This is a genomic window from Psychroflexus longus (assembly GCF_020164595.1).
Lineage (GTDB): Bacteria > Bacteroidota > Bacteroidia > Flavobacteriales > Flavobacteriaceae > Psychroflexus > Psychroflexus longus.
On record NZ_JAIQZE010000001.1, the window covers coordinates 440116 to 460442 of the forward strand.

The following is a 20327-nucleotide window of genomic DNA, read 5'->3' on the forward strand; positions in this document are numbered from 1 at the left end:
TTTTAGGATTTATAATGTGTTAAGTTGAAAATTATGTTGACTGTCTCACCTGTGGTGATTGTTCCAAATAAAGCAGTGGGTGGTTCTATTCCGTAGTCTGTCATATTAAGACCTTGGTCTGCTTTAAGGATAAATCCAGCATTGGTTTTATGAAACTCTACAGGGATTTCGACGGTTTTGGTAGTGCCTGATATAGTTAGTTCCCCTTGAACCATAGCCTTGTAAACTCCTGTTGATGTTTCTACTAATTGAACTGGTATAGAAGAAGTAAAGGAAACTAGCTTATACTCATCTTCATTCAGAGCCTTATAAGTGTTTTTATCCATTTTACCTTTTCCACTATTGAAGCTTTTCACAGGTATAGAAAGGTCTATAGAGTTGACTTTTTCGAGCTCACCTTCACTTGCAGTTAAATCGATTTGACTAGTAAAATTTTTAGCGAGGATTTCCCAATCGTGAATGTTGGAAGTTCCTTCTATCAATATAGAATTATTGCTACCTGGAGCTGCATTGTATTGTACCTGAGATTGTACTACTGAAAAAACTAGGAGCAAAAGCAAAACCGGAATACTTTTAAAATGTATCATATATGTAAATTTAAATAGTTCATCAATTATAAATTATTTGTTAATTCAAAGTTGAGAAACAAGATATCCTTAGAATATGAGCGATATCATAAAAAGAGAATTTGAGTAACAAATGTTACATTTGAAAAGGTTTAAAATCTTGTGACAAATTCTTTTAAGGTTAAAGTGAAGTCAATTCTCCTGTCAAACCAATATCAAATCTTACTTTTAAAAAAATTGAAATTATGAGTGAAGTAAAAGCATATGGCGCCAAAGCTAGCGACGCCAATTTAGAACCATTAGACATCAAAAGAAGAGACTTACTTCCAACTGATGTTCATATAGAAATCGATTTTTGTGGCGTTTGTCACAGTGACATTCACCAGGTGAGAAACGACTGGAAAAATTCAAAATATCCCGTGATACCTGGACACGAAATCATAGGTCACGTTGTTGGTGTTGGAAGCGAAGTCACCAACTTTAAAGAAGGACAAAAAGTAGGTGTAGGCTGTATGGTAGATTCCTGCCAGGAATGCAATTCTTGTAAGGAAGGTCTCGAGCAGTTTTGTGAAAACGGCATGACGGCAACCTATAATAGTCCAGATGAACATCTTGGCGGACATACCTACGGTGGTTATTCCGAAGAAATTGTAGTCGATGAAAAATTTGTCTTGAATGTTCCAGAAAATCTAGATATAAAAGCAGTTCCACCATTGCTTTGCGCAGGAATCACCACCTGGTCACCATTGAGACAATGGAACGTGCAAAAAGGAGATAAAGTAGGTGTTGTAGGCCTTGGTGGTCTTGGGCATATGGGCATCAAATTCGCTCATGCTCTTGGCGCACACGTAGTGATGATTACAACGTCTCCAGAAAAAAGCAAAGATGCCGAACGTCTTGGTGCCGATGAAGTCTTAATTTCTAAAGACGCCGAGCAAATGAAACAACACGCCAATTCTTTTGATTTCATCTTGAATACCGTTCCCGTCGGACATGACGTAAATCCATATTTGAATCTGCTTAAGCGCGACAAAACCATGTGTTTGGTCGGAGCTATCGAGCCACTAAAAGGAGTCAACGGTGGTGCTTTAATCGTAAAGAGAAAACGATTAGCCGGATCACTAATCGGTGGAATTGAAGAAACTCAAGAAATGCTGGACTTTTGTGGAAAACACAATATAGTTTCTGATATAGAAATGATCGATATTCAAAATATCAACACAGCCTACGAAAGAGTAGTCAATTCTGACGTCAAATACAGATTCGTTATCGATATGCAGTCATTGAAAAATTAAGAAAGCACATCATAATTGTTTCAACATCGAGCGAAGTCGAGTTGAAAAGATACAATAAGATAAATTCCCTACCGAAATTAATTTCGGTAGGGAGTTTTTTAGTCCTTGTATTCCCATTCTTTTAGAGTGTCCATAGACACATACTCCAGCATTTTTTCATGACAGGATTCCAACTTTAGATACAAAGGGTGCCCTGATTCTTTACTTTTCAACCAAACTCCCATACATACACACCACCAGTCTCCGGGCTTCAAGCCGGGGAAACTCCACTGGGGTTTAGGGGTTATTAAATCATTCCCCCGTGCTTTATTCCATTCCAAAAAGCCCTCGGTCACTTTTGCCGCTACAATGTGCAAGCCTCTGTCCTGCTCGGCATATTTACAAAATCCATCCCGAAATACGCCTGTCATTGGATCATAAGAACAGGCTTTCAGTTCTGTCCCTAATACATTTTTCATCACTTTTTTCTTTTGATTTTGTTCTAAGTTAAGCATTAATAAGGAAAGTTAGTGTGCTTTCTAGCTAAGAACTCACTTAATTTGGGTGTCTGGATTTGAATCTAATAATCCATTTAGAATAAACTTAAAACAACATCTCAAACTGAAGTCGGCGTGTTTAAGATTACCGTGCGATAGAAAGGCTCTAGGAAATTTAGGCCAGGATGCTATAAGGTTAAATCATTAGATATTAAACAAAAATCAGTTTAAAACTGAATTCTGGTGTTTGTATATATAAGGAAAAAAAAAGTGATTAAAGAAGTAATATAGATTACAAGTAATTATACTATTTTTTTAAACTGAACTAAACGATTATAGAATAATTGATGACAAAATGTATAAATTTTAAAAAGAAAATCTAAATTTATGATTATACCCTTTTACTCTTATGCAGCTAATTTTAGTGTTAATTTCAAAAAGATATCATAGTAAAATTGCTCGTTGTTTTTGTACATGTCCCTCCATTACCGCAAGGTGTACATGACCCTGGAGCACCAGGCTTACTCAGTTTATAAGAGACGACACAACCTTCGGGTTCTTGAGAACAATCTGATGTTGTACAAGATGTATCTCCAGAAGCAAATAATTTATTGTTTTCTGATTTTTGAACAAAAAATGATGACTTAAATTCATTGCCTTTAAATACAAGCTGATATTCTTCTTTACCAATTTCAGTGATATAAATGTCGGTGAATTTTGCATTTATTTTGGATAATCTCAATAAATTTCTTTCCCAAGATTTTATTAAAACATCCTTATCTCCTTTAATGACTGGAAGACCATCTTCTAAAACACCAATTTCGATTAAATTATCATTATTGACTACTTTTTTACTTGAACTTTCACCTTTATCATTACTACACGATAAGATAAATAATGAAATAATTGCTACAGTAATTAATTTGAAGTAATTTCTCATTTTTTAAGTTTTAAATTTTCTTCTTTGGAATTTTCACAAATAAAAAAATAATTTCTACCAAATTAAATTACGAATTATTTTAAAAAGAAGTAGGTAAATGCATTTAATTAACACTATTGGATATACAAAGCCAGTTTAATTAGCTTTCTAAATCAATATCAAATAATCTAGAGAACCACATTAAACTACTGAAAGTTCAATATTATCTCACGCACAAATTAAATTTAGTACCCCAACTTTACTCTTACTCTTGTCAGAACCTTATCTGCAACTTCTTTTGCTTTAGTTGCCCCGATGCCAAGAAGCCTATCAATCTCAGGTTTATTGTTCATAAAATACTCAAACTTTTCACGCTCTTCTTTATAGGTGTCGCGAATCAATTCAAACAAAGCTTGTTTGGCGTGACCATAGCCAAATCCACCGGCGAGGTATTTGGATTTTAAATCAGCGACCTCAGCTTCGCTTCCGATGAGTTTATAGATCGCAAAAACATTACAGGTCTCTGGATCTTTAGGTGCTTCTAGTGGCGTGCTATCCGTTTCAATCTGCATGATCTGCTTACGTAATTTTTTATCAGACTGGAATAAATTGATCGTGTTACCTTTAGATTTACTCATTTTTGCCCCATCGGTTCCAGGAACGTACTTTGAAGATTCAGAAAGTTTTGCTTCTGGCAACACAAAGGTTTCTCCATATTGCGCATGAAAACGCTCAGCCACATCTCTGGTCATTTCAATATGCTGCAACTGGTCTTTTCCTACCGGAATAAATTCAGCGTCATACAGCAAAATATCGGCAGCCATTAGCATAGGATATGTAAATAGTCCTGCATTCACATCACTCAACCGGTCAGCTTTATCTTTAAATGAATGAGCTAAGGTCAGGCGTTGGTAGGGGAACATACAGTTGAGGTACCAGGTCAATTCTGTGACTTGCGGCACATCACTTTGTCTATAAAAGGTAGTTTTATTGACGTCCAGACCAAAAGCCAACCAGGTGGCTGCTGTAGCATAAGTATTCTCTTTTAAGACTTCAGCATCCTTTATTTGAGTCAACGAATGTAAATTCGCTATAAATAAAAACGATTCGTTTTTAGGAGAGTTAGCCATCTCAATTGCAGGGATAATGGCTCCTAATAAATTTCCTAAATGCGGGACTCCTGTGCTTTGCACACCGGTTAAAATTCTTGACATAACTCTGATAAATTACAAAAGCGTCAAAGATAATTGTTTTGTTTATGTGAACCCGTTCTATTTATTAAATTTGCCGCCTATGAAATGGATTAAGAAGTTTTTTATACTTGTTTGGCGGATTTGGTTTTACATCCTCGTCATTACACCACTCATTATACTGCTTCCGTTTCTATTGATTACCACATCTAAAGAGAAGTGGTACAATGGCACCTTCTTTCTAGGCAAGATTTGGGCAAATATTGTGTTGTACGGCATGGGATTTTATCCAAAAGTCACGTATAACACAAAGTTAGAGTGGAATAAAAGTTATATGCTCACCGCCAATCACACCAGCATGATCGATATCATGATGATGATTTATGTGTCCAAAACCCCGTTTGTGTTTATCGGTAAAAGAGAGCTAACAAAGCTTCCGGTTTTTGGTTTAATCTATAGACGCTCCTGTATATTGGTCGACCGAGGCAACGCTAAAAGTAGAAAAGATGCTTTTTTACAGGCTCAGCGCCGACTCAAAAACGGGGTAAGCATTTGTATTTTTCCTGAAGGTGGTGTTCCGGACGATATTCATAAGAAGCTGGACGATTTTAAAGACGGAGCTTTTAGATTATCTATTGAACATCAAATTCCAATAGTCCCTATTTCATTTCCCGATAGTAAAAAACGCTTTCGTTACGGCTTTGACAGTGGAAGCCCAGGTGTGCTCCGCGCTGTCATTCATCCTCTAATCCATACTGAAGGATTGGAGTTGAATCTTCCTAACCGCAAACTTCTAAAACAACAAACCGCAGAAGCCATTGCCTCTGAGCTGTACTGGTAATATCATTTTGCCTTATTGAAGCCATAGTAGGTCTTAGGTTGGAGGTGTTAGGTTTTAGGTTTTAGGAAAAATTAAATAATCCGCTATCGCGAGCGTCTCGCTCTTGAAAAGTTAAATAGCAGGCCCTATTTCTTTGATTTATCTCATCACGAATTTCAAAAGTTAACGCACATTCCAAGCAACAGGCAACAGACTTTAAATTTCTTGCGTTAAAATCAGAGGTAATTTTAATAGAAAATCTTTTCCCTCCAATGCTAGCTAAAAAAGATAAGAGAAATTCTTGTAACAATTAAAAATGAATTAACCTAACACCTCATTATTACATTAGGTTCTTTAAATTTGATAGTATTACACGGATTAATCATATTGAGTAAAATTTGAATTTATAACACATGGCAGGACATAGCAAATGGGCAAACATCAAACACAGGAAAGGCGCCCAGGATAAAAAGCGAGCAAAGCAATTTACAAGAGCGATCAAGGAAATAACGGTGGCCGTAAAGGAAGGTGGCGGGCCAGATCCTGAAAGTAATCCTACCTTGAGGAATGCCATTTCCAATGCAAAAGGGGTCAACATGCCCAAAGACACCATTGAACGCGCTATAAAGAAAGCCTCAGGAGCTGATGCGGATAACTATGAATCGGTCACTTTTGAAGGTTATGGTCCTCATGGCATCGCCATTTTTGTGGAATGTACCACCGACAATACCAACCGAACCGTTGCTTCTATCCGTTCTATCTTCAGTAAAAATGGAGGTAGTCTTGGAACCAATGGTTCTTTAGAGTTTTTATTTGACAAGAAAGGCGTTTTTGTTCTGGAAACTACTGAGTTAGAACTAAGCACCGAAGAGTTGGAGCTGGAATTGATTGACGGAGGAGCTTTAGAATTTGAAAGAGACGAAGACTTATTAAGGGTATATACTGAATTTACTGACTTTGGAAAAATGTCAAGTAAACTCGAAGAACTCAGCATTGAACCCAAAAATGCAGAAGTGCAGAGAATTCCATTAAATACTACCAAATTATCTGTTGAACAAGGCACACAAATCTTAAATCTAATTGATAAATTTGAAGACGATGATGACGTACAAAATGTTTATCATACTTTAGAAGTCACCGACGAATTGATTGAATCTATGGAAGAGGATTAGATTATTAATTTCAATTCACTAAAATGATCACTTAAAACTTTAACCCAATTTACCATGAAAACATCCTACACCACTTTAGTATTTTTATTAGTCTTTGCCTTAGGCTATAGCCAAAATGAGAACGAGTCTCAAACTGATGCTTCTAAGACTGAAAATGAGAACAGTAATTTCAAGCTAGATTACTATTTAGGTTTTGGAATGCTCTATACAGACGCCCTGGATATCAATCCCTTTTTAAGTGAAAGCAATGTTCCCACTGTTAGGCGTTTTCCGTTTGAGTTATCCTTTGGAATAACCGGAGATTTTGGCCGAAACCGAATTGATTTAGATTTTGGATTCTACAATCAGGAGCGTGAACGCGATGAATTTGGTCATAAAGTGAATTCAGCGCAACTGACGTTAAGATACCTCAGAAATGTAATTCAGTTTGAAAACAATGACCGAATTTTCCTAGGAGCAGGACTCAGTTATATGACCACTGAATTGGAATTTTACGATAAAAGCGACGACATCGATTTAAATGATCCGGGAAACTTTGGAGATTTAGCAAAGCTGAACAACTCACAATTCCATATCAGCCCAAGTATTGGATATTCTATTTTTGATTCAGATGATAATGAGGAGTTTGTAAGGATTCAATTGTCTTATGATATCAATGTGACCAGTGACAGCTGGGAATCTGATTATGCCAGAGTAAACAACAGCATCAGTGAAGCAGGGAATAGATTCCGTTTACAATTGATATTGCCGTTCTAAACCTTTTTGTTTTTCAGGAATAATGCGATAATAGCTGAAAAGAAAACGCCAGTAGCCAGATTATTAAAGACAGCGTCTCTTAGCATAGTATTGAGGTTGTAAATTTGCTCTAGGCCTTCTCTTGGAACTCCTTGTTCGGCTCTTACCTCTACAATATTCGACATGAATTCTGGTGAGATAAATTCGGTCATGAGATAAACCGCTGCCGGGGAGAGACCAGCTATTATGGCCGATAATACCACACCAGAGATAAAGGCTTTCTGCCAGGTGATCTCACCACCGTAGTACCTTTCCCGTTTTTGTCTAATCGCAATGATGTAGATCAAAGCCTGCGGAACCATCAACCAAAACGAAAAAATAGGTTGGCTGCTGACGTTTTCACCATGGTAACCCAGGTACTTTTCAAAGTACACCCAGGCTATACTAATAGCTGTAAACGCTGAAGCCCATTTTAATTCAATTTCAAATTTTTTCATGCTGTTGATTTTGAATTGATTATTTGTTATTAATAAGCAAAAGCTGAGCATCAACTCCATCTCAACTCTGCTCAATATTAAAAAAGAATGTAAACGTTATAATCTACCAACAAAACCAAAGATTACAATTGGCTCAATTCTATATTAGTATACTACTAGTACAAAGTCTTGAGCCTAGTTATTGATTAATACCCATTCGCCTTTATCGATCAAAGGAATGGCTTGTTTGTACTTCAACGTTTTTTCTTCGCCAGAACCTACGTGTTTGATAGTAACTTTATCGTTTCTACCAATCTTCGGTTGCTCTCTTACTACAGTTTCCACAACTTGTTGCTGCTGACTTGCCTGTGCACCTGCCTTCCTGGATTGTGCTGCACGCTCATCCAGATTTTGAATTTCGTCTTTCTGTGTTTTCAGATTTTCTTTTGGTCGGCGTTGTTTAGCTTCTGTGATTTGCTCTGGCTCACGCTGTGGTAATTCTCCTTTGAATAGGAAGGAAATCACATCTTTGTTCACCTCTTCAATCATGACTTTAAACAGTTCAAAAGCCTCAAACTTATAAATCAGAAGAGGATCTTTCTGCTCATGAACGGCTAACTGAACGCTTTGTTTTAGCTCGTCCATTTTACGCAAGTGGTTCTTCCAGGCTTCATCAATGATGGCGAGTGAAATGTTCTTTTCAAAATCGGTAATCAGCTCTTTTCCTTCACTTTCGTAAGCCTTCTTTAAATTGGTAACCACCTGCAAGGTCTTTTGACCGTCAGTAAAAGGAACCGCTATACGTTCAAATTTCTCACCTTGTTTTTCGTAAACTTTCTTAATGACCGGGAATGCCTCTTCAGCATTATTGATCATCTTATTTTTATAATTTTCGTAAGCTTCTTTGTAAACTTTACCAGCAGTCTTTTGAACAGGTTGCTTTTCGAATTCACCTTTAGTTACAGGAGAATTCATAGAGAAGAAGCGAATTAATTCAAACTCAAAATTCTCAAAATCGTTAGTGGCATTATTGGATGCCGTGATGACTTCAGCCGTATCAAATATCATGTTGGCGATATCGATTCTTAATCGCTCACCATATAATGCATTGTAACGGCGCTTATAAATCACCTCACGTTGCGCGTTCATAACATCGTCATACTCAAGTAAACGTTTTCTAATTCCGAAGTTATTTTCCTCGACTTTCTTCTGCGCCCGTTCAATAGATTTGGAAATCATGGAATGCTGAATCACTTCACCTTCCTCAAGTCCCATTCTGTCCATCAATTTGGCAATTTTCTCACTACCAAATAAACGCATCAGGTTATCTTCCAGAGACACATAGAATTGTGAACTTCCAGGATCTCCCTGACGACCAGCACGACCTCTCAGCTGCCTGTCCACACGTCTGGAATCGTGACGCTCTGTACCTACAATGGCCAGACCGCCTGCTTCTTTCACTTCTTTGGACAACTTAATATCCGTTCCACGACCCGCCATGTTGGTAGCGATAGTAACTACTCCAGGCTTACCCGCTTCAGCAACAATATCAGCTTCGCGTTTGTGTAATTTGGCGTTCAAAACATTGTGAGGCACCGAACGCAACTTCAACATTCTACTCAGTAATTCTGAAATTTCTACAGAAGTCGTACCAATCAAAATCGGTCTTCCCTGGGCTGAAAGCTGAGCTACCTCTTCAATGATAGCATTGTATTTTTCTCTTTTGGTTTTATAAACCTTGTCCTGCTTATCGTCTCTGGCAATGGGTTTGTTGGTTGGAATTTCCATCACATCCAAATTGTAGATCTCCAGGAATTCACCAGCTTCTGTCATGGCTGTACCGGTCATACCCGCCAGCTTGTTGTACATTCTGAAGTAATTCTGAAGCGTGACCGTTGCAAAGGTCTGGGTAGCATCTTCAATCTTTACATTTTCCTTAGCTTCAATCGCCTGGTGAAGTCCGTCGGAATACCGTCGACCATCCATGATACGACCAGTCTGCTCATCAACAATTTTTACTTTATTGTCCATGACCACATACTCGGTGTCTTTTTCGAATAAGGTATATGCTTTCAGCAATTGTCTCAAGGTATGAATACGCTCACTTTTGACGCTAAAGTCTCTGTATAGTTCTTCTTTTTTCTCTGCCTCTTCTTCTTTAGATAGGTTTTCTTTTTCAATCTGAGCAATTTCCATCCCGATTTCCGGCATGACGAAAAAGTCCTTGTTATCATCACCAGAAAGAAAATCAATTCCTTTGTCGGTTAAGTCAATCTGATTGCTTTTTTCTTCGATTGTAAAATACAATTCGGCATCCACCTTATGCATTTCCCTGTTGTTGTCCTGCATGTAGTAATTTTCGGTCTTTTGAAGCAATTGCTTCACACCTTCCTCACTTAAGAACTTAATCAGTGCTTTATTTTTAGGCAAACCTCTGTAAACTCTCAACAATTGAAAACCTCCTTCTTTGGTGTCGCCCTCTTTAATCAGTTTTTTAGCTTCCGCCAAAACGCCGGTTAATTGCTTACGCTGAACTTCAACGATTTTAGCAATCTGAGGTTTTAGGTTTTCAAACTCGTGCACATCGCCTTTAGGCACAGGACCAGAAATAATCAATGGTGTTCTTGCATCATCAATCAACACAGAATCCACCTCATCCACAATCGCATAATGATGCGGACGCTGCACCAAATCTTCTGGTGAGTGACTCATGTTATCCCGCAAATAATCAAAACCAAATTCGTTGTTGGTACCGTAAGTAATATCGGCGTTGTAAGCCTTTCGTCTGGCAGCCGAGTTCGGCTTATAGTAATCTACGCAATCCACGCTCATCCCGTGAAACTGGAAAATAGGAGCCATCCAGGCACTATCCCGCTTGGCTAAGTAATCGTTTACGGTGACCAGGTGCACGCCTTTCCCGCTAAGAGCGTTAAGGTACATTGGTAAGGTAGCGACAAGGGTTTTACCCTCACCAGTTTGCATTTCAGCAATCTTTCCCTGGTGCATCGCAATACCACCAATCAGCTGCACATCGTAATGAATCATATCCCAGGTCACAGGCTTTCCAGCGGCATCCCAGGAATTGTTCCAAATGGCCTTTTCACCGTCAAGAGTCACATAGTCCTTATCTGCAGAAAGTGTTCTGTCAAATTCAGTTGCTGTGACTTCGAGGGTAGTATTGTGAAAAAAACGTTTTGCTGTTTCTTTTACTGTAGCAAAAGCTTCAGGAAGGATGTCATTTAAGACTTCTTCTGTCTTTTGATAGACCTGCTCGTTCAGCTCATCAATTTCAGTATAGAAATTTTCTTTAACGTCGATGTCGATTTCGTTTTCAGCTTTCTCTTTTAGCTCGTCGATCTGAGCCTGAAGATCAGCGGTAGCTTCTTTGATCTTAGCTTTAAAACGGACTGTATTATCACGAAGTTCATCTATGCTTAGTGCTTCAAACTGACTTTCGAAGCTTTTAATTTGGTCTACAATTGGAGTGGTGGCTTTAAGATCCTTCTTGGTCTTATCGCCTACAAATACTTTTAATACGGAATCTAAAACACCCATAAGTGGCTTTATTAATTAGTGATTCAAAGGTAACGAAAAAAAAAAGTCTCTTTAAGAGACTTTTTATGTGATTTTAATAAGAGGATGGACGTTAATATTCGTCTTCATTCCATAAATAATCGTCATCTGTAGGATAATCTGGCCAGATTTCTTCTATGGAGTCGTAAGTATCACCTTCATCTTCTATGGATTGTAAATTTTCTACAACCTCAAGCGGCGCACCAGTTCGTATCGCGTAATCTATCAATTCATCTTTGGTTGCTGGCCAAGGCGCATCACTCAGGTAGGAAGCAAGTTCTAAAGTCCAATACATTGTAAGGATATTTTAATTTTTGCAAATGTAATTTTTTTAGCATAACGGCCAACATTTTTCAGATTTATTTGGTGGTAAAATTTTGCTAAAGCTCTGATTTCAAATTGGATTAGATCAAAGAGTCGTTTATGGTTTACTGTTTTTCGCTGATCGTGTATTCGTGTAATCGAGTAATCGAGTAGTCGTGTTGTCTGTCATCCTGAATGCAGCGTAGCGGAATGAGGGATCTTTAAATTATCGGTGAATGAAAAGATTCCTCATATCATCGGAATGACAGGTCGGCTTTTCGTTTACGGATATTCGTGTATTCGTATAGTCGTATAGTCGTGGGTTAAAAGCTGGTTGTCATCCTGAATGCAGCGTAGCGGAATGAAGAATCTTTAAATTATTGATAAATAAATAGATTCCCTGTCTTTGTTGCCAGGCAGGCTCGGCGAAGCGAAAAAGTTTCTTTGTCGGAATGACAGGCCGGTTTTTGGTTTACCGTGTATTCGTATATTGGTATAATCGAATAGTCGTAGGTCTTGAATCAAGGTTCAAAGAATTGCTTGTCATTCTGAATGCAGCTTAGTTGAATGAAGAATCTTTAAATTATCGATGAGTGAAAAGACTCCTTCTATCGTCGGATTTAGTTTATTGTGTACTAATGTAAATATGGTTCTCGACTCCGCTCGAACATGAAACAAATCAGGCATGTCATGATTAAAAGGTCAACCTGCCCGACTAGCGTCAGTCAGGCGGGCTGGTCAAAAATTAAATTTTTCGGAGTAAACTCGCAAATTCAGAGCCTTTTTTATTTCAATTTCTCAAAAACTCATTACTCAAAGACTCTTCTCTACTTACTAGTATCGGGAATCCATTTGACTTCGTCCGCGTTTTTTTGTTTGGCGATGCTTCTGGCCAGTACAAAGAGATAATCTGAAAGTCGGTTGAGGTACTGAAGCACTTTGTCGTCAAAAGGTTCCAAATTGAAAAGTGCTGCACAAATGCGTTCGGCTCTTCTGCAAACGGTTCTTGCAACATGGCAGTGCGATACAGCTGTGTGACCACCAGGCAAGACGAAATGTGTCATTTCCGGTAATTCTTCATTCATCCTGTCGATTTCTTTTTCCAGGAACGTAATGTCTTCGGCTTTAAGCTGAGGGAGTTTTGATGTGTTCGATGTTTTTCCGGGATCTGAAGCTAAAATCGCTCCCACGGTAAATAATTTCTCCTGAATTTTGATCAAACCTTCTTTAGAGCTGGCATCCAGATCCTGGTCTCTCACTAAGCCTAAATTGGCATTTAATTCATCTACCGTTCCGTAGCTGTCAATTCTTATGTTATGTTTTGCTACACGCTTCCCTCCAAATAAAGAAGTAGTTCCTTTATCGCCTGTTTTGGTATATATTTTCATTCTTAAGTTTTTTAATGTAAATATAGAAAGAATAAAAGGCTTATGAATAATTGGATTTTTGAGTAACTGGTCAACTGGTCAACCTGCCCGACTAGCGTCAGTCAGGCGGGCTGGTCAAAAATTAAATTTTCCAGAATAAGTACACAAGTTTAATGTATTTTTTATTTCAAATTTAAACATAGAACTATGAAAACACACAAGGATTTGGAGGTTTGGAAGGAGTCAATTGGTTTTGTTACAGAACTTTATAAAGAGACTAATGAGTTTCCGAAAACAGAACAATATGGACTTACAAGTCATATAAGAAGAGCTGCTATCTCTGTACCATCTAATATTTCAGAAGGCTTTGCGAGAAAAGGAATCAAAGAAAAAATAAGGTTTTTATATATCGCATTAGGGAGTAATACAGAAATAGAAACACAGCTTATCATAGCTAAAAATCTAAAGTGTTTGACTGATAATCAATTTCAAGTTCTAGAAAAACATAATCAAATGATAGGCAGACAACTTATTAATTTGATGCGCCATTTTGAGGATAAGAACAAGAGCTAATTAACTGGTTGACTAGTATACTAGTTAACATTTTATCGTATAGTCGTATAGTCGTAACTCGTAGGTCAAAGAGTCTTAGTTCTTGGGGCGTGAGCCAATGGTCAAAAGTTTTCTGTCATTCTGAATGTAGCGCAGCGAAGTAAAGAATCCATATTTCTCAATGAATAAAGAGATCTCTCGCCACTGCATTTCCCCCGAGATGACAATGGTTTATCGTATAGTCGAATAGTCTTGAGTCAAAAAGTCTTAAACATAACGACAACACAATTTAAAACTGAACAAAAAACAGACAACTGTAAACAGTCAACTACCTCAAAACTCCTGCCGTGCTTCTTCGTAGTATTCCTTAAACAACTCCAGGAGGGAAATGGAAGTTTTGGTTAGGTTTTTGGTCTCAAGCAGAATGCCGAAGTAAAGTTTTGAATTTTTTGGACTATTCTCTGTATCGCGAATTCTATCGATCTGTTTTTGAAGCAGGTCCGATATTTTATCTAAAACCTTTTTTTCATTGGTGATCAGCTGCTCAATACTATCAAATTCAGAAGACTGAAAGGCTTTCACCAATTCATTATACACCTCATCCAGATCCCGCTGAACGCTTTTCAGATCCCGAATCTGACTAAACTTCAGATTTTTATGATTATTACTCACATGGGTGTGGCTGCTTCTGGTAATGTAGGCCAGGGACTGCACCATATCCTGCAGATAATCCAAAGTCAGTACATAGAATTTTGAAGCCTCCACATTGGTATCCTCCAAAGATTTGATGTAATAAAATATATTATCTTTTAGTTCATCTATCATCAATTCAAGCTCTTCCTGTGTTTTCAAACTTTTTTTCAATCGGCTTAAATCATGATACCCTAAATTGTTGACGACATCCAACAGCAAATCATTGACCCCTGAAATGATCTTTACAATATTTTCAGAAGACTCTTTGGTAATTTCATTGATGGTAATGATGTCGGTTTTATTAAATTTCTTATGATTTCGCTGATATTTGACCTGTTTGGAATGACGAATCGCACTCCTTACGATAGAAAACAGCGCGAGAATAAGTAAAACAACAATTGCATAATAGGATCCAAACCAGATGATGAGCGATAATACTCCTGCTGCCGTGAAGGCAATGGCGGCTGTAGCAATCCAGCTCCCTATCACATTGAACACCCCGGCTACACGGTACACGGCACTTTCTCTTCCCCATGCTCTATCCCCAAAGGAAGTTCCCATCGCCACCATAAAAGTAACATAGGTCGTAGATAAAGGCAAGGTATAACTTGTGGCTAGCGAAATCAATATACTTGCCAGGACTAGATTTACCGAAGCCCTTAATAAATCGAAAGCTGGCTTAGCAACTCCTTTTTTGTAACTGAAAGCCTTTTCCGGATAACTAAACCTATTATTAATTTTATCCTGAACAGGATCTGACAAGACCTGAGAAAACGTCTGCCCCACAAAGACGGAATACCTTACGACGGTTCTTGACAAGGCATTGGGCTTGAAGCGCTCCTGCCCTTCACCTTGTCTGCCAAGATTCACTCCCGTCTGAACCACGTATTGTGCCTTACTAGAAAACCAAAGGGTTACGACCATAATCGCTCCAGCAATAACCAGTAAATAGGCCGGGGTTTGTACCTCCCCCGATAACCCGTCCATCAGGAATTGCGAAGGCAGTACGCCAGACGCTAAAAAAGCCTCCTGCCACAATATAAATGACTGCCAAGCAGCAATACTCACTCCAATAAAGTTAACCAGATCATTTCCTGCGAATGCTAAAGCCAAAGCAAATGTTCCTAATACCACAATGACTTTTAAGATATGAAAACGAAAAACCTGAATCAGCATCTGAGAAATCACTGTCCAGAACAAGAAGCTAAAACCTATGATCCAGAGCTTGTTTTCTAAAACTTGTTCTACTACATTTTGATCTAAAAAGGTAATCGAGTTGGTTCCTTTTAAAAGGATAAAATAAGTAATGGCTGAAAGAGACACACCCCCGTATAAACCACCTATATATTTTAATTTTTTGTGGTAATCGAAGGAGAAGATCAGTCTTGAAATGAACTGAACAACCGCCCCAACTCCAAAGGCTATAAACACCGAAATCAAAATACCAAAACTGATTTCTGAGGCTTTTTCAACGTTGATAAATTGCTCCAAACCTCCAAAGCCTTCTCCGTTTTCATAAAGCTTCAACAGAGATATTACGACTGCAGCCCCCAGCAATTCAAAGACAACAGAAACTGTGGTTGACGTTGGAATTCCGATGGAATTGAAGAAATCGAGAAGAAGAATATCGGTGATCAGTACGGCTAAAAATATGATGATAATTTCATCGAAAAAGAACATCTCCGGGTTGAAAATGCCCTTTCGAGCTACTTCCATTAAACCCGATGAAAATACGGCACCGACCAACACTCCTAGTCCCGCTACAATCAGAATTGTACGCATAGGCACCGCTTTGGATCCTATCGCCGAGTTCAGAAAGTTCACAGCATCATTACTCACCCCCACAACCAGGTCGGCTATGGCAAGTAAAAACAGAAGAACAATAAGGGAAATGTAAAGCGTTTCCATCCAGTAAAAATCAACCGCAAAAATGATACTTTCTTATGGTCTAAAGAAGGGTCTATTGTTATGAAATGATTAAGTTAGTTATCTGTTGTTCGTTGTCTGTTGTCTGTTGTCTGTTGACGGTTTGTTCGTGTATTCGAATAGTAATGTAATGGTATAATCGAGAGTCTTGATCAGTTTTCGGTTTTCAGTTTTCTGTTTACAGTTTTTCGTGTATTCGAATAGTAGTGTAATGGTATAATGGTGTAATCGAGAGTCTTGAGTAGTTTTTGGTTTTCAGTTTTCTGTTGACGGTTTGTTCGTGTAATCGTGTAATGGTGTAGTCGTGGTTCTTAACATTTTGACTCAGCTAATTGCTGGTAAGCTCGAACTTAAAATTAAAAACCTTGTGAGCTTAAGCTCACAAGGTTTTTAAAACTATTTGTAACTTATATTTATTTCAATTCGAAAGACACACGTCTAACGATTTGTCTGGCTTCTTCAGAGTTTTTATCTACTGAATCGTCAACTCCTCCACCTCTATAGCTTAAGCGGGATTCATCGATACCTGAAGCGATAACAATGTCATACACTTTCTTAGCACGATTTTCGGACAATCTCTTGTTGTAGTTTGAGTTTCCAATTTGGTCGGCATAACCTGTTAGCACGGCTTCTGCTTCCGGGTGTGCTCTCATGTACTTTACAATTTGATTGATCGCATCCAAAGAATAGTATTCTGGTTGCGTACTGTCAAATCTGAAGTAAACATTGATTAAGTTATCGTTAGCATCTGGCTTTACACCTTCCACACCACCAGCAAAGTAAGTTTCGCTCGCGTATTCTTTAGTGACGTACATTTTCTCAAGTGAGCTTTCCAACTCATCTGGAATACCGTTTTGATTTCTATCAATGGATTCACCTTTGGTGTTGACCGCTACACCAGAAGTTGTGTTTGGTTCTCTATCCAAATAATCTGCTACTCCATCTTTGTCTGTATCCTGCAGGTCACGCTCAAGCTTAGCGATTTGCTCTTCCAATTCTGATACGCGTTCTCCAAACATTTTTTCTGGTGAATTGTTAACCCAGTCGGCATGTTTGTCGTTACTTCCAAGATAGATTGACAAACCAGCAGTTGCAGATACCACCATTCCGTCAAAATTTCTTGTCTGGTTAGTTACATAGCCATCTAGAGATAAGTTTTGATCTAAAGTTCCTATGACTGATAGATCTAGATTTAATGCAAACCGATCTGACAATTTGATTTGTGGAGTAATCCCCCCCATAAAATTCAAATTGGTTTCACTTTGGTTTGCTGCCGGAACATTGGCAGGTAAACTAATATTAGTTATACCAGCACCAGCATGGAATAACAGGTTGAAACGTTGCGTGAATTCTCTAAATCCAAGAATGTTCCCCAAATTGGCTACTCCTTCGAGGTTCCCGCGAAAGATCTCCGCATTTCTTTCTGGGCCACTATTATTTGTATTTGTACTTTCAAAATAGAGTCCGCTCACTTTAAGACCAAACTTATCATTGAACATGTATCGCGCTCCCAATTCAAAGGCTAAATCTTGCATTTTAGTATCAAAAGGAACATTTTCTGACACCGGAGTCGATGCTTTCGCCACTCCTAAACCGAGGTCGATAGAAAACTTATTATAGTCTTGATTTAAACCTTCCTGAGCAAAGCTACTCAGTGAAAAAGCTGCCAGGATAAAAGTTAATAGCGTAATTTTTTTCATAATTCTGATTTTAATTTAAACAAATATAAAGTCTTAGTTTTTAATTAAGTGTAGAATTAATTTGATATTTTAAGAATTGTATAGTTTTTTTAATGATTTGGTTAATCATTTTATTATAATTTGTTGCAAGTATATATTAATTGCTTACTTCTTCCCCCTAGCCTTCAAAGGTGGAATTTTTTGTGTAGTTGTTATCAGTTTTCTGTTGACCGTAAATTTGTGTAATCGTGTAATGGTATAATCGGATAGTGGGGCTTCGATACGTCCGCCTGAGGCGGACACTCAGCCAAGGTTTTAAGTTTGTTATTGAACTAACTTGCGTAACTTAGGAGGTAGGTTCAACCTAATAGATTGAGATAAAATAATTGCTTCTGTTCATTTTTTCTTGACAAAAAACGAACCAAAAAGTCAAGCCTGATTTAAGGAAATTTTTGCTTCGTTACTCTACGCAAAACCCCTGCTGGCTTATTCGCTTCATGCCTGTTACTTCGTAACGCACTTCCGCGAAAGCCACAGGTATTTCTGGAAATCAGTCGGCTTTCTACTAATTAGATATTTACTATTTTAATTTATGTGAAATTTAGTCTTAAACATGTAATAACGGATGTCTCCTCGAGTGTTTTCATGGAGTAAGACGGAATGAAAAAGTATCGAGAGGTGGTTTCGGTGTTTTATCCCTGCTATACCCTAAGTATCCCCCTAGTATCCCCTAAGTATCTCCCTAGTTGACTATTTTATTTTAAGCGTGTATTTGGGTACTGGTATAATCGAATAGTCGTATAATGTTGCATGTTGACAGTTTTTTGTCCTAGCCTGTAGAGCCCTGAATAGGATTGACCTTTTTTAGAGTTGTTTATTTAATTCGAAGTTATTAATTATTTGCTGCTTTAGATTCTGCAAGAGCAGAATGTATTCCTAAGAATGAGTTAGTTTTAACAGCCCATAGGATTCTATTACATAATTTCCAAAAACTCATCTTTACTGATGTTGTAGTATCTACAGAATTCGCTAAGCGTAACGGGCTGGTGTTTTTGTTTTTGAAATTCCTGACGTACATCAGAAATGTACTGACGTGCCTGACGAGTGCCTATTCCGAAGAAGGCTTCTATGTCTGCTGCTCTTATTACACGTCTTTTGGTCATCACAATAACTCAATAAACTCCAAATTTAAAAGCAAACTATAGCATAGGGTGTGACAACTCAAGAGAATTTAGTCACATAACTCGTTAATTTTTAGGCCATTAAAAATTTATTTATTTCAATTTTACTCCCAATTGTGGAAAGTTTTAATGTTGAGGTCTCAAAACCAGATAGGTGAGTCCCAAGAGTGGTTAGTTCTTTAAATTTAAAAGTTTTTTAGCCAGATTATATAGTGTTAACCTATCGATAGTTGAGACATCACTCAACCTTTTAGTTACATTCTCTAATTCTAAACTATAGCCTTCTGTATTGAACCATTCTCTAAAAACGGCATCGCGACATATAATCATTGCCGGTTTTTCGGCTTCACTCATTTGTCGGAATAAAAAACTCAGCTGAGCAGGTTTTGTCATTTCTTTGGCAATAGTATGAAATAAGGTAAAGGCTTTTTCATCCCTAAATACGTGTTTAGGGTAATCCACCTCCCTTTCTAATTTTTGAATAGCTAAATCTTTTATCACTGAAGTCATTTTTCGCTTTTGAGCATCATCTCTACCCGATTTATAAGTACCCAGATCAGTTTCCAATACGTTTATTTCATCATGTATAAAATTGAATATTTTCAGCTTTTCATTTATAATAACTTTGATTCTAAACTCTTTTTCAATACTTAAAATAGTTTCTCTAAAAGTTTCAATAATATAGTTTTGATTTTCGCGCTTTTCTTGTTTGAGTTCATTTTTGAGTAGATAAAAATTTAATATCTGAGCTTTTTTAGTTTGAAAATTAATGTTATCTGAATATGTCATTGCATTGAGCAAAGAAAACCTAGTGAATAAGATGAGGAAATCAGTAAATTTATTTATTTCATCTACAAATACTGACACACTTACCTTAGTATCGTACAGACCTGCAAGTATAAAATTTAATTCTGGAGGGGATAATTTAAAATCACTTGACAATATATCTAAAGAATGAAAATAAGAGTCATTTTTCTCTAAAAATCGGCGGTACATATTTATTTTATCATCAAAAATGTCATGATCCTGAGCTAATTCCCATTGAGCATATTCCTGAAATCGGAGCAGTCCTTTACCAGAATTACCTGCTAACAGCTCTTTTAACATGTGCTCCTCCCTTTTGATGAAATTGAAGTCAAATATATTTTCAGATAAAATATAATTAAGATAATTGGCTACAAAGACCTGTACTACATTAGATCCTAAACCATCAATATCTTCTACTCTATAATCTGCATCATGGTCTTTAAATGATTTATCAGCACTAAAATATGGATTGACAAGGATTTTCATTTTTATGTCAAATTTGGTTATAAGATAAAAATAAACTTTTTTCGGTTTTGGGTTCTTGATTTTAGTTTATTCTGAGCGAAATCCCAGTGATACATGTTCTCGACTCCGCTC

The 20327-nt window shown here is 37.5% G+C and carries 17 protein-coding genes; 5 read left to right on the forward strand and 12 right to left on the reverse strand.

Features of this window, described 5'->3' with window-relative positions:
• Positions 1 to 2: 2 nt before the first annotated feature.
• Entirely contained in the window at positions 3 to 587 is a 585-nt protein-coding gene (locus LB452_RS02010; RefSeq protein WP_224460049.1) for a YceI family protein, read from the reverse strand.
• Positions 588 to 811: 224 nt separating this feature from the next.
• On the opposite strand from LB452_RS02010, the gene LB452_RS02015 reads away from it, so the two are divergent.
• On the forward strand, positions 812 to 1861 hold the full coding sequence (locus LB452_RS02015) for an NAD(P)-dependent alcohol dehydrogenase (protein ID WP_224460050.1): 1050 nt from the start codon (positions 812 to 814) through the stop codon (positions 1859 to 1861).
• Positions 1862 to 1959: 98 nt separating this feature from the next.
• On the opposite strand, the gene LB452_RS02020 is transcribed toward LB452_RS02015, so the two are convergent.
• The 3 genes from LB452_RS02020 to trpS all read right to left on the reverse strand — a co-directional run bounded on the left by LB452_RS02020 (position 1960) and on the right by trpS (position 4470).
• On the reverse strand, positions 1960 to 2355 hold the full coding sequence (locus LB452_RS02020) for a DUF2237 family protein (RefSeq protein ID WP_224460051.1): 396 nt from the start codon (positions 2353 to 2355) through the stop codon (positions 1960 to 1962).
• A 415-nt stretch (positions 2356 to 2770) separates the two neighbouring features.
• Complete coding sequence (locus LB452_RS02025) at positions 2771 to 3277, reverse strand: hypothetical protein (protein ID WP_224460052.1); 507 nt, start codon at positions 3275 to 3277, stop codon at positions 2771 to 2773.
• 224 nt (positions 3278 to 3501) lie between these two features.
• The gene (trpS, locus tag LB452_RS02030; RefSeq protein ID WP_224460053.1) at positions 3502 to 4470 is read right to left on the reverse strand and encodes a tryptophan--tRNA ligase; all 969 of its coding nucleotides are present in this window, start codon (positions 4468 to 4470) and stop codon (positions 3502 to 3504) included.
• A 79-nt stretch (positions 4471 to 4549) separates the two neighbouring features.
• Here trpS and LB452_RS02035 point away from each other — a divergent pair, with 79 nt between their 5' ends.
• The 3 genes from LB452_RS02035 to LB452_RS02045 all read left to right on the forward strand — a co-directional run bounded on the left by LB452_RS02035 (position 4550) and on the right by LB452_RS02045 (position 7194).
• Positions 4550 to 5287: a lysophospholipid acyltransferase family protein gene (locus LB452_RS02035; protein ID WP_224460184.1), complete on the forward strand. Its 738-nt coding sequence runs from the start codon at positions 4550 to 4552 to the stop codon at positions 5285 to 5287.
• A 392-nt stretch (positions 5288 to 5679) separates the two neighbouring features.
• Entirely contained in the window at positions 5680 to 6438 is a 759-nt protein-coding gene (locus LB452_RS02040) for a YebC/PmpR family DNA-binding transcriptional regulator (protein WP_224460054.1), read from the forward strand.
• A gap of 54 nt (positions 6439 to 6492) precedes the next feature.
• Positions 6493 to 7194 (forward strand): hypothetical protein, encoded by a 702-nt coding sequence (locus LB452_RS02045; RefSeq protein WP_224460055.1) that lies wholly within the window; start codon positions 6493 to 6495, stop codon positions 7192 to 7194.
• On the opposite strand, the gene LB452_RS02050 is transcribed toward LB452_RS02045, so the two are convergent.
• The 4 genes from LB452_RS02050 to LB452_RS02065 all read right to left on the reverse strand — a co-directional run bounded on the left by LB452_RS02050 (position 7191) and on the right by LB452_RS02065 (position 12913).
• On the reverse strand, positions 7191 to 7670 hold the full coding sequence (locus LB452_RS02050) for a DUF4199 domain-containing protein (RefSeq protein ID WP_224460056.1): 480 nt from the start codon (positions 7668 to 7670) through the stop codon (positions 7191 to 7193). The two genes, LB452_RS02045 and LB452_RS02050, sit on opposite strands and share 4 nt — an antisense overlap.
• Before the next feature lie 174 nt (positions 7671 to 7844).
• Positions 7845 to 11204, reverse strand: a complete 3360-nt coding sequence (secA, locus tag LB452_RS02055; RefSeq protein ID WP_224460057.1) for a preprotein translocase subunit SecA — start codon at positions 11202 to 11204, stop codon at positions 7845 to 7847.
• Between the two features lie 91 nt (positions 11205 to 11295).
• The gene (locus LB452_RS02060) at positions 11296 to 11517 is read right to left on the reverse strand and encodes a DUF2795 domain-containing protein (RefSeq protein ID WP_003441576.1); all 222 of its coding nucleotides are present in this window, start codon (positions 11515 to 11517) and stop codon (positions 11296 to 11298) included.
• A gap of 835 nt (positions 11518 to 12352) precedes the next feature.
• Entirely contained in the window at positions 12353 to 12913 is a 561-nt protein-coding gene (locus LB452_RS02065; protein WP_224460058.1) for a cob(I)yrinic acid a,c-diamide adenosyltransferase, read from the reverse strand.
• Positions 12914 to 13099: 186 nt separating this feature from the next.
• On the opposite strand from LB452_RS02065, the gene LB452_RS02070 reads away from it, so the two are divergent.
• Positions 13100 to 13465 carry a four helix bundle protein gene (locus tag LB452_RS02070; protein ID WP_224460059.1) on the forward strand — a complete coding sequence of 122 codons (366 nt, stop codon included), beginning with the start codon at positions 13100 to 13102 and terminating at the stop codon, positions 13463 to 13465.
• A 312-nt stretch (positions 13466 to 13777) separates the two neighbouring features.
• Here the strand turns inward: LB452_RS02070 and LB452_RS02075 are convergent, their stop codons facing one another.
• The 4 genes from LB452_RS02075 to LB452_RS02090 all read right to left on the reverse strand — a co-directional run bounded on the left by LB452_RS02075 (position 13778) and on the right by LB452_RS02090 (position 20216).
• Entirely contained in the window at positions 13778 to 16045 is a 2268-nt protein-coding gene (locus tag LB452_RS02075; protein WP_224460060.1) for an inorganic phosphate transporter, read from the reverse strand.
• Between the two features lie 431 nt (positions 16046 to 16476).
• Positions 16477 to 17763 carry an OmpA family protein gene (locus tag LB452_RS02080; RefSeq protein WP_224460061.1) on the reverse strand — a complete coding sequence of 429 codons (1287 nt, stop codon included), beginning with the start codon at positions 17761 to 17763 and terminating at the stop codon, positions 16477 to 16479.
• 953 nt (positions 17764 to 18716) lie between these two features.
• A complete protein-coding gene (locus LB452_RS02085) occupies positions 18717 to 18905 on the reverse strand; it encodes a hypothetical protein (protein WP_224460062.1) in 189 nt (62 codons plus the stop codon).
• A gap of 189 nt (positions 18906 to 19094) precedes the next feature.
• On the reverse strand, positions 19095 to 20216 hold the full coding sequence (locus tag LB452_RS02090; protein WP_224460063.1) for a hypothetical protein: 1122 nt from the start codon (positions 20214 to 20216) through the stop codon (positions 19095 to 19097).
• Positions 20217 to 20327: the final 111 nt, after the last annotated feature.